Raw genomic sequence first — 13051 nt, forward strand, 5'->3', positions numbered from 1 at the left:
CGCCGAAGAGGACGAAGTCCGGCTGGGGGTCCAGCGCGTTCACGTCGTCCACGGCCTTGAGGATGGCGCGCACGAAGCGGTCGTTGAGCTTGTTCTCGTACAGGTGCGTGTCGGAGATGTACGCGAAGGAGAACTTCGGCTTCTCCCCCTGCGCCTCCGCCACGTTGACCAACTGGAAGCTGTTGGGCGTGAGCTTGCCCATGCCCGCCACGATGCCCGCGGAGATGCCGGCGACGCGCATGAAGGCGCGGCGGTCCAGCTTCTTCAGGCCCTCGAAGAAGGCCTCGCGCTCGGCGTAGTGCTTCGTCTCGATGCTCTGGAACTTGTTGGCCATGGCGCGCCTCCGTTAACGGGGTTTGACTGCCGGGACGGCGGACGCCGGGGTGACGTCGCCGTAGAAGCCCAGGTCCGCCGGGTTCTTCGCGTTGAGGTCCGGGTTGGGCGCCAGGTCCCCCAGGTTGCCCTTCTTGCCCATGGCGATGGCGGTGTCCCGCTCCGGCCGGGTGTTCTTCCGGGCGCGCTGCTTCGCCAGCTGCTCCTTGTTGAGCTTGTCGAACTTCGTGTCCGTGAGCGTGAAGAGGAACGCCACCAGGTCGTCGATTTCAGGCTCCGTGAGCCCCAGCCGCTGCATCCCCCCGTCGAGGAAGGGATTGGCCACGCCGCCCTTGTTGTAGTGGTCCATCACGTCCCACAGCGTGGCGAGCGACCCGTCGTGCATGTACGGGCCGGTGATGCCCACGTTGCGCAGGGTGGGCGTCTTGAACGAGCCCACGTCGTTCTCCTGCTTGGTGACGAGGAAGCGGCCCAGCTCGGAGAACTCCGAGTTGAGCGCCAGCTCGTCGATCTGCTTCTCGTCGCCGGTGCGCACCACCCGCACGCCCTTGCGCGCCAGGGTGACAAAGTCCTGCTTGTGCGCGGCGACGCCGATGTTGTGGAACTTCTGGTCGCTGAACAGTGGGGACACGGCGTTGCCCGCGTGGCAGGAGTTGCAGCGCGCCTTGCCGTTGAAGAGCGCCCAGCCGTTCTTCTCCGACGCGGTGAGCGCCTTGCTGTCGCCCATGATGAACTTGTCGAAGCGTGCGTCGCCGGAGAACTGCATCCGTTCGAACGCGGCGATGGCGACGGCCAGGTCGTCGAAGTTGGGCTCGCGGCCGAAGACCTTCTGGAAGTCGGTGACGTATTCGGGGATGCCGCGCACCTTCTTCACGACGGTGTCCGCGTCCGGCATGCCCATCTCACGCGGGTTGAGGATGGGCAGCTTCGCCTGGTCCTCCAGCGTGCCCGCGCGGCCGTCCCAGAACTGGGTGGCGTTGAAGAGGGCGTTGAGCACGGTGGGGCTGTTGCGCGTCACCTTCTGCTGCTTGACGCCCTCCGACAGCGGCTTGCCGTCGGTGAAGCCCAGCTCCGGCTCATGGCACGTCATGCACGCCACGGTGTTGTCCACCGACAGGCGCTTGTCGCGAAAGAGCTTCTCCCCCAGCGCCACCCGCTCCGGCGTGGGCTCCAGGCCCTTGGGCACCGACAGCCGCCACAGCGTCGCGGAAACGCCCGGTGGAAGCGGCGGAGGTGTGGAGGAGGCCTGCTGCGAAGGCGGAGACGCTGCCAGTCCCACACCGGAGTTGAGCACCACGGCGAGCACCGTGACGACGCCCGAAGGCAGCCGCATGACACCCCTCCCACCCGTTCTCTGGAGCCGCCGCGGGACATCCGCCCGGGTCCGAGGCCGGAAGGCGCATTTCACGCAACTCCCGCCAACCCTGCAACTGTCTCTAGGTCGCCGGGGAGGGGAAAGTGTCTGGGATTGGAATGTCAGACGTCACAGGCCGCCAGCCGTGAGAAGCAAGCCACGCGTGGGCTTCATCTTTCCGTCCGTGCGCGACAAGGAAGTCCACGCGGTCACCGGCGACGGGGATGGCGGTCTCGTCAAAGAGGACGGTGCCTGAGTCACGCTCCAGCACGAGCGGGACGAGCGCCTCCTCCAGGGTGCCGGTGGCGGAGGGCAGGATGGCCGCCACCTGCGGGGCCTCCAGGCGCCAGGACTCGCGCGACACGGCCCCCTGTTCACAGCGGGCCACCCAGGCGTCCAGGTCGCGCTCCGCGCCGAAGAGGATGTGACCGCCTGTGGAGCTCACGGTGTCGGTGCTCACGCCGACGTGGCCCCGGTGCAGGGCGGTGTAGCTGCGGGCGGTGCGCAGGAGGGCGCGTATGCGCTCGGCGAAGAGGAGGTTGACGCCCTCGTTGTGGGTGAGGCCCACGAAGCCCTGGCGGCCTTCGGGCTCGGCACGCAAAAGCGTGCGTTCGTCCAGGCCGTTGCCGAAGAGGACGCGGAAGCCCTCCTGCTGCGCGCGCTTCAACGTGGCGTCGCTGGAGTCCACGAGCAGCACGGGCTCCTCGCGCGCCTGGAGCGCATGCGCCACCTGCCGCGCGAGCGCGTTGGCGCCCAGGAGGACGTAGCCCTTCGGCACCACGCGGCGCACGCCCAAGAGCCCCGCCACGACTCCGCCGGACAGGCCCTGCACCACCACCGTCACGCCGATGACCAGGAACACCAGCGCGCGCAGGGCCTGGCCCTCCTCCACACCCTGGGCGCCCAGGCGCGTGGCGAACAGCGACGCCACGGCGGCGGCGACGATGCCGCGCGGCCCCAGCCACGCGATGAAGGCCTTCTCGTTGCGGGACAGCCCGGAGCCGGTGGTGGAGATGGCGACGGCCACGGGCCGCACCACCAGCATCAGCACGAGCACGGTGACGAGCCCGCGCCAGCCCAGCGCCGTCACCTGGGACAGCCGCATGTCCGCGGCCAGCAGGATGAAGAGCATGCCCAGGAGCATCAGCGTGAGCTGTTCCTTGAAGGCGAGCACCTCCCGGCGGGCGGGCACCTTGCCGTTGCCCACCACGAGGCCCGCGGCGATGGCGGCCAGCACGCCGCTCTCCGGCGCGAGCGCGTTGCTCACCTGGAAGGCGCCCAGCACCAGGGCCAGGGCGAAGACGTTGGTCATGTCCTCCGGCACCCAGGAGGACTTGCGCAGCCCCACGGTGATGAGGAGCCCCGTGACGCCGCCCACCGCGAGCCCCACGCCCCAGCGCGAGCCCAGCGCGCTCACCAGCAGCCACGGCCCCTCCTCCGCGTGCAGCGCCATGTCCAGCGCGACCACCGCGATGATGGCGCCCACGGCGTCCACGAAGATGCCCTCGGCCTCCAGCACGGTGGAGACGCGGTGGGTGACGCGCACGCGGCGCAGGAGCGGCGTGATGACGGTGGGGCCGGTGACCATGACCAGGGTGCCGAACAGGGCGGACACCTTCCAGTCCCAGCCCATGAGGGCGCGCGCGGCCAGGGTGCCGCCCACGGCCGTGACGCCAGCCCCCAGCGTGACGAGCCGCTGGATGGAGCGGGCCTCGCGGCGCAGCTTGCGCACGTCCAGGCTCATGGCGCCCTCGAAGAGGATGACGGACACGGAGAAGCCCACCACCGTCTGGAGCGCGGGGCCCAGGGACGCGGGCCGGACCCAGCCCAGGGCCTCCGGCCCCAGGAGCACACCCGAGGACAGCAGCACGACGATGCCGGGCACGCTCAGGTGCCGGGCCACGAGCTGCGCCAGGATGCCCGCGACGAGCGACAGGCCCAGCGTCAGCGATGGATTGTCAAAGGAAGGAGACGCCATGGATGGGGGCGCGCACCGTAGCCGCTCATCCATGGCGCGCGACGCCGTCTCCCAGGCGAGGGTTGGCCGGGAGACGGAGCCCACGGCTCCGCTTCAGCGGACCTGTCCGCTGGGATTCGCGATGCCCGCGCTCTTCAGCGTGGAGAGCAGGGAGCTCTGCCCGCTCGTGAGGATGACGGGAACGTCCTGGTCCCCGAAGCGGACGGTGCCCCTCCCCGCGGTGCCGCCCCGCTGAGCGCCGGGGATGCCCATCAGCGTGTCGAAGCTGGACTGGGACGTGACCACCATTCCCTTGAGGTTCCCCTGGAGGGGGACCTTCTCCCAGTGCAGCTGCTCGTTGTTCGCCTGGACGGCCTTGCCGCTCACGGTGTCGTTGAAGGCGCTGTTGCGGCCCGACTCGGTCTGGCGGCTCCAGAGCGGAGCGCGGCCGAGGGGGTCGTTCTTGGGGAGGCCCGCTTGATGGGCGGCGGTCGAGCCCGGGACCTTGCCCATGTTGTCCGTGGAGCCGGCCCGCCAGCCGTGGTCGGGGTTCGCCAGCACGGCGGGGCTGAGGATCATCTGCACCTTGCGGTCATTGCTTCCCACGCCGCTGCCCTGGGCCTTCCAGGCGGTCTGCTCGGTTCCCACCGCGCGCGTGTAGACGGCCAACGCTCCGCCGCCATTCTTGTCCGCGTCCCGCGAGTAGTTGCCTTCCTTGCCCAGCCGGCTGTAGGCGGAGTTGAGCTGGCCCTGCTGGAGGGCGCCCTGCACGTGCTCCGGGGAGATGCCGTGGGTGAGGCAGGCGGCATTGTCCAGCTTGAGGGCCGTCTGGCGGCGGCCCGCGGGCAACGGGGCCATCGGTGGGCAGGGGCCCTGCGGATACCGGACGCCCGTGTTGGAGCTGCCCGCGGCCTGCGTGGAGCTGGTGGCCGGACTGTTGAAGGTGCTGACACCCTGATGGGACTGGAGCGCGGACTGGGTGCGGTTGGGCTGGGTGCTGTCCCGGGGCGGACGGGGCCCGTCCTGGCGGGGTTTGTAGTGAGCATTGGCCGGCGTGTTGACCGGCTTGGGGATCTTGCTCTGATTCGCGACGTTCGAGAGATTGGGAAGCGTCGTCGGAGGGGTCGCGGGGGAACGAGCCCCCTCCGGGCGGGCCTTGAAGGAAGTGCTGACAGGCTTGGGAATCCGGCTCATGGCGGCGGTGCTCCAATCTCCAGTGGGGGTGCCTGGAATTGAGGCCATTCTATTACATGACAATTCCATACGCGCCAGAATGTCTGATGAAGGCGGAGAGGGATTGCCCGTCTCCGCCACGGGCACGGCCCCGGGGAACGAAGCGAAGCCAACGCCCTCCGTCCTGTTTGGGACAGAAGGCCGGGCCGTATGCTTCGCGGGCAGCCTGAGACAAGGACCATGCGATGGCCGGCTTCTGCTCGATACACAAGGGATTCTACCCGGGGGCGTCCTGTAACAAGTGCGCCTCGGGGACAACGACCTCCGAGGAAGCCTCGCCTGGCGTGACGGTGCCCACGTCCCCGGTCATGGCCCGGCCCAAGGCCCAGTTCTCCATTCCCGTCGTGCCCCCACCGCAGCCGGTGACACAGAACGTGGTGAAGCTGACGCCCACGCCCCCGACGGTCACGGGCAGCCCTCCGTCCAAGCTCATCACGTCACCGGCCCTCAAGGTCGTCACGCAGTCTCCGTCCTCCCTTCCGCCGAAGGTCGAGCCGAAACCGCCGACGCCGGTCCCCATGGTGAACAAGATCTCCGCGTCGGTGGAGCTGGCGGGGTCGTCGCAGCCGGCGCTCCCGACGGAGACGAACAAGTCCTCCGCGGTGCCCAAGGAGCAGATGGACGCCTTCATCGACGGGCTGGTCTCGCTGCGGCCCGAGGTGGGCTTCCCGCTCTTCAGCATCTGCGACAACAACAGCTTCCACACCACGGGCTACCTGTGGGGTTTCTATGCCGTGAAGGCCCTGAAGGCGCGTGGCAAGCTGGACGGCCCCGTCGTCATCCTCAACTTCGACAGCCATTCCGACGCGGGCTCGCAGTCCGCCCGGTTCGTCGCCAGCGACCGCTGGGGCGGAATGCTGGTGAACGCCATCAAGGCGGAGGGCGTGCCCGGCGGCTACCTGTCCACGTTCAATCACATCCAGGGCAAGGGCAACCACTTCGTCTGCGCGGGCGGCACGGTCGGCTCGGCGCCCGCGAAGCCCACCATCAGCGCGGAGGTCCTGGCCATCCCCAACATGGTGGACCGTGAGGCCCGGCTGCGGGAGATCTTCAGCGAGTTCTGGAAGCAGGTGAAGGACCACTTCGGCGCGCCCATCAAGTACGTCTTCTTCACCATCGACCGGGACGTGCTCCGCAACAGCTTCACGCAGTGGGGCGACGGCGCCATCAACGGTCCCACGGACCTGATTCCCTACCTGCGCGCCGCGCTGGGGCCCCTGCTCGTGGGGACCGAGTCCCAGCCCGCGACCGCGAAGCTCATCGGCTTCGACATCACGGGGATGCCGGAGACGCGCCAGCGCATCGACGGGCGCAAGCCCGCGGACGGCTTCGAGAGCCCGGCCAAGGTCTGGGACGACATGCGCGCGGAGCTGACCTCCATGCGCGAGTTCGCCGCCACGCTGCCCACGCTCGACAGCGCGCCCCTGAACAACCTCATCTTCTTCAGCGGAAGCGTCAGCTACACCGCCACCGCCGCGTTCCAGTCGCTGCCCCTGGAGACCGCGGACTGCTCCGACTACGTGAGCACCCTCTCCACCCTGCTCAAGGGCCCGGTGGCGAAGGACCCCTGGACGTACCTGCTGTGCCGGCAGCGTCCGCCCATCTACAACCATGGCTGGAAGCCGTTCTCGCTCTACCGGGTCGTCAACGGCGTCACGCCCGCGAAGCGCGGCCCCATCATGACCCAGCTGGGAGACCCCACACCGGTGGGAGGCTTCGCCTGCACGGCGTCGGTGACGGACGCCAACCTCATGAGCCCGGACAAGGTGGTGCTCGTCGCGGACATGGTCGAGAAGCGGGGCGCGTTCGCGGAGTACCACCCGGACGTCCAGTAGGCCCGGGTCAGGCCTCGGCCTGGCTCGCGATGGCGACGAGCGCTCCGACGAGGTTCTCCACCTCCCAGTCGATGGCGAACGCCGCGGCCTGCACCCGCGCGGCGTCCGGGGCGCCGCCGGTGAGCAGGGTCCGGGCACGGCGGAGGGCCGCCGCCAGCCCGTGCGCCTCCAGCAGGTGCAGGGTCCCCGTGATGCCCTCGCACGCGCGCTCGTACTCGTCGGGGGCGCCCTTCTTCAGCGCCGCCGTGAGCGTCGGCCGGGCGTGCTCCAGCGCCTGGACGGAGGAGCGGGCCATCGCCGCGCTCGCCTGCGCATCTCCCGCCGCCCACTGCTGGAGCTTCGTGAAGCTGAAGTCAGGCGCCAGGACCAGCGAGTCCGCGGCGGTCTCGGGAGCGCGGGGGGCCGCTTCTGGCGGAGGCGTGTTCGTCTCGGGGAGTTCGCGTGAAGTGCACCGCGCCATCTTCCGGAACAGGACGCCCTCGTCGAAGGGCTTGCCGATGAAGTCCGTGAACCCCGACGCCAGGACCTTGCTCTCCTGCCAGGCTCGCGTGGAGGCCGAGATGGCGATGATGGGAATCTTGCGGAGCCGCTCGTCCGGGAGCTGCCGGATGGCCTTCAGTGCGTCGTAGCCATCCAGCACCGGCATGTGCAGGTCCATGAGGACCAGCTCGTAGTTCCCCTGCTTGAGGCGCTCCACCGCCTCGTGCCCGTTCCTGACGGCCTCGAACGCAATCCCCCAGTGCTCGAACCAGCGGGCGAGCACATAGGTGTTGACCTCGTTGTCCTCGACCACGAGCACCTTCAGGCCCCGCAGGGCCTGCGCGGAGGACGCGTCGCCGGGCGCCGCGCCGACGGTGCCCCCCGCCACGGCCCTCAGGCGCAGGTCGAAGGCGAAGCGGGTCCCCTTTCCCACCTCGCTCTGCACGACCATCTTGCTGCCATGCAGCTCCACCAGCTTCCGGCTGATGGAGAGGCCCAGCCCCGTCCCGCCGTACTTCATGCCGATGTCGTAGTTCGCCTGCGTGTACTCCTCGAAGATGGCGGCCAGGCGGTCCGGCGAGATGCCGATGCCCGTGTCGCTCACCTGGAAGGCCAGGGCACACGCGTCGCCGTCCCGGGACTGGAGGGCCACGCTGACCTTGACCCCGCCCTTCTCCGTGAACTTGAGGGCGTTGCTCACGAGGTTCGTGAGGATCTGCCCCAGCTTGACGGGGTCTCCCAGGAGGCAGGCCGGGAGCCGCTCGTCGATGTCCATCTCGAGCCGCAGCCGCTTCTCCTCGGCCCGGGCGGCCTGACCGTTCAGGATGTCGCCCAGCAGCTCCCGCAGGGAGAACTCGCGCTGCTCCAGCGAGAGCTTGCCTGCTTCGATCTTGCTCCAGTCCAGGATGTCGTTGACCAGCGCGAGCAGGTTGCCGGACGCGGAGCCGAGGATGCGCAGGTACTTCGACTGCTTGTCGGAGAGCGGCGTCATCCCCAACAGCCGCGTGGCGGCGGTGATGGCGTTGAGGGGGTTGCGGATCTCATGGCTGAGGGTGGCCAGCAGCGTCGCCTTGGCCTGGGCCAGCTGTTCGGCCTTCCGGCGGGCCATCAGCAGCTCGCGCTCGTAGCGCTTGCGATCCGTCATGTTGAAGAGCGTCGTCCGGACGGACCGCGGTCTTCCGAGCGCGTCTCGCTGCTGCACGGAGTTGATCAACGCGGGCAGCGGACGGCCGTCGGCGCGGACGAGGTCCAGCGAGAGCTCGTGGACGAAGCCCTGCATCTGGAGCAGCGGGGCGTAGTGGGTCTCGTGGAAGATGCGGCCCGCGACCGTGAGCAGCTCCACGAACCGCTTGCCGCCGAGCAGGGCCTCCCTGGAATAGCCCGTCCAGCTCAGGAAGGTCTGGTTGACCTTGATGATGCGCCCCTCCGGGCTCGTGGAGAGGTAGCCACACGGAGCGTTTTCATAGAGGTCTTCCGCCGAGTCCTCGGCAGGGTCTTGCTCCGGCTCCGTGTCGGCGTGGCCTTGCATCATCCCCTTGCGTAGCCCAGGAAGGGCTTCATCGCAGCGACCGTTTCTTCCGGAGCGCTCAGGTTCGGGCAGTGTCCGGTCGCCTTGAGGAGGACCATCTGCCCCGCGGGCAGCTTCCGGCGGACGTACTCCCCCACCGCTTCCCCCGCGATGACGTCGTTCGAGCACTGGAGCACGAGCGAGGGCGTCCGGACCTTCGGCAGCTCGGCCCGGTGGTCGGAGAGGAAGGTCACCTTCGCGAAGTGCTTCGCGATGTCGGGATCCGTGCGGCAGAAGCTGTTGGTGAGCTCCGTGCCCAGCTCGGGCCGGTCCGGGTTGCCCATGATGACGGGCGCCATCGAGTTGGACCAGCCCAGGTAGTTGTCGTCGAGCGACTCCACCAGCTGGAGGATGTCCTCGCGCGAGAAGCCCCCCATGTAGTCGCCGTCGTTGATGTAACAGGGCGAGGGGCCGATGAGCACGAGCTTGTCGAAGCGCTCCGGCTCCTTGATGGCCGCCAGCACGCCCACCATCGCGCTCACCGAGTGACCGACGAAGACCACCCGCTCGAGCCTCAGCTCGCGGCAGATCTCCAGGACGTCATCGGCGTAGCCCTCCAGCGTGCCGTAACGGTTGCGGTCATAGGCCAGGATGTCCGAGTTGCCGGCCCCCACGGCGTCGAAGAGCACGGTGCGGTAGTCCCGCTCGAACGAGGGGGCGACGAAGCGCCACATGTTCTGGTCGCAGCCGAAGCCATGGGAGAACACCATGGGCTGCGCCCCCTGCCCCTTCACCTTGACGTTGTTCCGGGCGAGCACGTTCACATGAGGCTCCGTTGCGGAAGGAAAGCTTCAGGACAGCCGTAAGACCCTGAGGACCGACAGTCAACCCAGGAAGAAGTGACGAAGCCCCCTCGCTCTGGCTCAATTCCTTCCTGGGGGAAGAGTCCAGCCCTGACAGCATCCGTCACCGAGGGCCCGAAGGGCCTCAAGGCTCGGGGACGCGCAGGTCGCGGGAGCGCAGCAGCATGGCGGACGCGGTGGCGGGGGCGAGCACCGACGCGATGATGATGCTCCAGTCCCACGCGCCCCGCGCCCGGACGGCGTTGAAGCTGACGGCCTGAATCAATGTCAGACAGGCATCCGCGGTGGTGAGCCGTCCCAGCAGCGTGGCCAGCCCGTCGCGCCAGCGGCGCAGCAGCAGCAGCAGGCCCGCGATGAGCGCCACGTCGAACGCCACCCAGCCGTGCTGCACCCACGGCGAGGGGAACCAGTGCGCGCTCATGGGCAGCGCGAGCAGCACCGTCCACGGCACCAGCAGCGCGGTCAGCGTGCGCACGAAGAAGCGCGGTCGGCGCAGCAGCGTCACCAGCCCGAAGCGCACCAGGCTGCCCCGCGCGAAGGCCCGGAGCGCGTCGTAGATGGCCCACGTCACCGGTTCGTCCTTCGGGTGGGACAGATAGAGGGGCACCCAGGAATCAGGACGGAACTTGGCCTTGAAGGAGCGCAGGCCCTCGAAGTCGAACAGCGGGCGCCCCGCGCTGCGCGCGAACTTGAGCCACGGCCGCACCGGCCCCGCGAGCGGCGCCAGCCCCAGCGTCACGTACCGGCGCCCGTTCACCGCGGCGGCGCGCATCGCGGCGTCCACCAGCGTCTCCGCGGTGCCGTTGGGCGCGGTGGGTTCACGCAAGAGGTCCTGGAGGAACCAGCCGTCGCGCGCGTACACGGGCGTCACCGACAGGAAGCCCACCACGCGGCCCTCCACCTCCGCCACGAAGGCGCGGCGCTCGCGGGCGAAGGCGCCAGGGGCCAGCCCCACCAGGAAGCCCATGGTCGCCATGCGGCGCGACGCGAGCCAGTGCTCGGCCAGCACCTCCACCGCCGCGCGCAGCGGGTGGCCTTCGGTCTCCATCACCTCCGCGGGCACCTCGCGCACGCGCACGCCGTGGGAGCGCGCGCGGCGGAGCTGTTCGCGCAGGCTGCGGCTGCCCTTCACCACCGCGTCCCAGTTGGCCGGGTCCCACACCGGCTGCTCGCCGATGGGCAGCTCCTCGAACGGGACGAGTTGAGAGAAGCGCGCCTCCGTGGCGAAGAAGTTCACGCGCCGGCCCGCGCTCCGGGCCGCCCGGTGGAAGGCCTCCACCACGTCGCGCACGCGCTCCGGCGCCGCGATGGGGCCGCCTCCCGCCACCCATGCGCCGCCCGTGTCCACGTAGGCGATGCACCCGTCCCCTTCCGGCGCGAACCAGTACTGGAAGCCCGGCTGGAGCACCTGGAAAGACGTCGCGTTCCAGCCGTGGCGCTTGAGCAGTGCCAGCACCCGCTCGCGCGCGTCGCCTGCGGTGTCCTGGTGGGGGTCGGCCATGGTGTTGGCGCTCAAACTACGTCCCGCCGGGATGCCCCGCCAGCCAAAGCCACCCGAGGGAACGGGGCCCTTCCCGGACGGACCGTATGGAAGTGCCCCCTCCCCGGGAGGAGTGCGCGGGGGAATGGATCCAATCCGGCCGGTTCGCCACACTACGGGAAGCCGTCCCCCGCGTTCTTTCCGGAGCCGTGAGCCGTGCCCCCACCCCGCCATCCCATCCCGTCCACCGGGTTGCTCATCGCCTTGCTCCTGCTGCCGGCCGCGGCCTTCGCGCAGGTGCGCACCAACGTCGCGCGGCTGCTGACTTCAGACGCGGCGGAGGTCATCGACGCGCCGGTGGTGGGGCTCCAGCGCACGGCGCTGCCGCTGTTCGCCGGGCTGTCGGTGGACACGTCGCTGTACGCGGACGCGCTGCTCGCGCCGAACCTGGGGCTGCGGTGGGCGGTGGCTGGAGGGCCGCACCGGGTGGCGCTGGGCGCGCGCTACACGCACTTCGTGGGCGCGTCGGCGTACTCCAGCCGCGTGGAGTCGCGCGAGCCCGCGATCCAAAGCTTCACGCCGGAGCTGTCCGGCCCGGCCTTCTATGCCGTGTATGGCCTGTCGCTGGGGCCGGTGCTGGTGCAGGGCGAGGCGCGCTATGCGCGGTACGACTCCGACTACCTGGCCTTCACCGGCGCGGTGGCGTGGAACCTCACCGGGGCGTGGTCGCTCATCGCGGAAGGGGGCATGCGCGTGAAGGGCGGCGCGAAGCTCAAGGCCGCCGCGGGCGTGCGCTACGGCGGCGAGCACTTCGGCATGGCGCTGGGCGCGGCCTACGTGGACCTGAGCGACCCGGCGCTCCCGGGGCAGGACCTGCCGGTGCTGCCCACCTTCGACCTGTCCTGGAGCTTCCGATGATGCGGCGTTTCATCCTGTGCGCGGCCGGGGTGCTGCTGGCGTCGTGCTCGGCGGAGATCAACGTGGAGACGGCACCGTTCACCCAGACGGTGCCGGTGACGTCGGTGCTGGCGCCGGTGTACGCGGAGGTGGCGCTGGACCTGCCGGAGGAGACGCGGGACCTGTCGGTCGTCACCGTCAACACGGTGCAGGCCGCGCTCACGGTGGCCAATCCCTCCCAGGTCCTCACGCTGGAGCTGAGCGCGCGGCTGTCCTTCACGGGGCAGGCGGAGCCGGGCACGCCCAAGACGTACACGGAGGCCAACCTGCCGCCGTACTACGCGGCGTCGACGCTGCTGCTGGCGCCGCGCGCGTTCGCGCCCAACAGCCGCACGCCGCTCACCGTGGACAGCCCCGCGCTGAAGCAGGCCCTGGGCCGGCAGCGCGTGTGGCTCATCGTGGAGAACACCGTCACGCGGACCAGCGGCCTGCCCACGGGCGGGCTGCCGGTGAACATCGTGCTGGAGAACATCGTGTTCAGCGCCAACGTCACCAAGACCTTCCCGGGGCTGGGCGGGGCACTGGAAGTCGGCGGGCTTTAGGGCCGGCGGGAGTACCGCATCGGCCTGGACGTTCAGGGACCGTCGTCCTCCGCGTCATCCGCGCCGCCGTCGTCCGCGGGGGCGCGGCCGAGCAGCCGGTCCACCTCCGCGTGCGCGCCTTCCGCCTGGGCCGCGCTGATGCGCTTGTAGACCTTGAGCGCATCCACCACGCGGTGCGCGTGCTTCCACAGCGCGCGCGAACCGCTGGCCGGCGAGCGCTTGCGCGGGGACGGCAGCATCGCGGCGAGCACCGCGCCCTGCGCCACGGAGAGCTGGGACGCGGACACGCCGAAGTGCTCGCGCGCCGCCGCCTCAATCCCATACACGCCGTTCCCCCACTCCACCACGTTGAGGTACAGCGTGAGGATGCGCTGCTTCGTCAGCGCGTCCTCCAGCCGGTGCGCGAGCATCAGCTCCTTCAGCTTGCGCAACAGGCTGCGGTCCGTGGACAGCCAGAGGTTCTTCGCCAGCTGCTGCGTGAGCGTGGACGCCCCCCGCCCCAGCTTCCCC

The 13051-nt window shown here is 69.8% G+C and carries 10 protein-coding genes and 1 pseudogene; 3 read left to right on the forward strand and 8 right to left on the reverse strand.

The annotated features are described in order from the left end of the window. From D7W79_RS27760 to D7W79_RS27775, 4 genes and pseudogenes are all read right to left on the reverse strand, one after another. A pseudogene (locus D7W79_RS27760) lies at positions 1 to 334 on the reverse strand (serine/threonine protein phosphatase); the annotation flags it as partial. 12 nt (positions 335 to 346) lie between these two features. Then, positions 347 to 1666: a cytochrome-c peroxidase gene (locus tag D7W79_RS27765; protein ID WP_120528412.1), complete on the reverse strand. Its 1320-nt coding sequence runs from the start codon at positions 1664 to 1666 to the stop codon at positions 347 to 349. A 103-nt stretch (positions 1667 to 1769) separates the two neighbouring features. Beyond that, on the reverse strand, positions 1770 to 3665 hold the full coding sequence (locus D7W79_RS27770) for a cation:proton antiporter (protein WP_158617061.1): 1896 nt from the start codon (positions 3663 to 3665) through the stop codon (positions 1770 to 1772). Between the two features lie 93 nt (positions 3666 to 3758). Beyond that, positions 3759 to 4838, reverse strand: a complete 1080-nt coding sequence (locus tag D7W79_RS27775) for a hypothetical protein (protein WP_120528414.1) — start codon at positions 4836 to 4838, stop codon at positions 3759 to 3761. Between the two features lie 323 nt (positions 4839 to 5161). Between D7W79_RS27775 and D7W79_RS27780 the strand changes: the two genes are divergently transcribed. Continuing rightward, on the forward strand, positions 5162 to 6712 hold the full coding sequence (locus tag D7W79_RS27780; RefSeq protein WP_120528415.1) for a hypothetical protein: 1551 nt from the start codon (positions 5162 to 5164) through the stop codon (positions 6710 to 6712). Positions 6713 to 6719: 7 nt separating this feature from the next. On the opposite strand, the gene D7W79_RS27785 is transcribed toward D7W79_RS27780, so the two are convergent. From D7W79_RS27785 to D7W79_RS27795, 3 genes are all read right to left on the reverse strand, one after another. Then, positions 6720 to 8720, reverse strand: coding sequence for a PAS domain-containing hybrid sensor histidine kinase/response regulator (locus D7W79_RS27785; RefSeq protein WP_208729854.1), 2001 nt, complete (start codon positions 8718 to 8720; stop codon positions 6720 to 6722). Continuing rightward, positions 8720 to 9523, reverse strand: a complete 804-nt coding sequence (locus D7W79_RS27790; protein ID WP_120528417.1) for an alpha/beta fold hydrolase — start codon at positions 9521 to 9523, stop codon at positions 8720 to 8722. Before D7W79_RS27790 ends, D7W79_RS27785 begins: the two co-directional genes overlap by 1 nt. 163 nt (positions 9524 to 9686) lie before the next feature. Then, the gene (locus D7W79_RS27795) at positions 9687 to 11063 is read right to left on the reverse strand and encodes a bifunctional lysylphosphatidylglycerol flippase/synthetase MprF (protein WP_120528418.1); all 1377 of its coding nucleotides are present in this window, start codon (positions 11061 to 11063) and stop codon (positions 9687 to 9689) included. Between the two features lie 195 nt (positions 11064 to 11258). Between D7W79_RS27795 and D7W79_RS27800 the strand changes: the two genes are divergently transcribed. Then, the gene (locus D7W79_RS27800) at positions 11259 to 11960 is read left to right on the forward strand and encodes a hypothetical protein (RefSeq protein ID WP_244221998.1); all 702 of its coding nucleotides are present in this window, start codon (positions 11259 to 11261) and stop codon (positions 11958 to 11960) included. Continuing rightward, complete coding sequence (locus tag D7W79_RS27805) at positions 11960 to 12541, forward strand: hypothetical protein (RefSeq protein ID WP_244221999.1); 582 nt, start codon at positions 11960 to 11962, stop codon at positions 12539 to 12541. The genes D7W79_RS27800 and D7W79_RS27805 overlap by 1 nt, the downstream gene beginning before the upstream one ends. A gap of 32 nt (positions 12542 to 12573) precedes the next feature. Here the strand turns inward: D7W79_RS27805 and D7W79_RS27810 are convergent. Beyond that, a partial coding sequence (locus tag D7W79_RS27810) for a biosynthetic peptidoglycan transglycosylase (protein WP_167497745.1) occupies positions 12574 to 13051 on the reverse strand: 478 nt, incomplete at its 5' end.

It is taken from the genome of Corallococcus exercitus (assembly GCF_003611585.1).
Taxonomy (GTDB): Bacteria; Myxococcota; Myxococcia; order Myxococcales; family Myxococcaceae; genus Corallococcus; species Corallococcus exercitus.

Excerpts from the sequence above, each read along its gene's own strand:
- D7W79_RS27775 (WP_120528414.1), bottom strand. The coding sequence starts at position 4,838 with ATGAGCCGGATTCCCAAGCCTGTCAGCACTTCCTTCAAGGCCCGCCCG.
- D7W79_RS27795 (WP_120528418.1), bottom strand. The coding sequence starts at position 11,063 with ATGGCCGACCCCCACCAGGACACCGCAGGCGACGCGCGCGAGCGGGTG.
- D7W79_RS27785 (WP_208729854.1), bottom strand. The coding sequence starts at position 8,720 with ATGCAAGGCCACGCCGACACGGAGCCGGAGCAAGACCCTGCCGAGGAC.
- D7W79_RS27805 (WP_244221999.1), top strand. The coding sequence starts at position 11,960 with ATGCGGCGTTTCATCCTGTGCGCGGCCGGGGTGCTGCTGGCGTCGTGC.
- D7W79_RS27765 (WP_120528412.1), bottom strand. The coding sequence starts at position 1,666 with ATGCGGCTGCCTTCGGGCGTCGTCACGGTGCTCGCCGTGGTGCTCAAC.
- D7W79_RS27770 (WP_158617061.1), bottom strand. The coding sequence starts at position 3,665 with ATGGCGTCTCCTTCCTTTGACAATCCATCGCTGACGCTGGGCCTGTCG.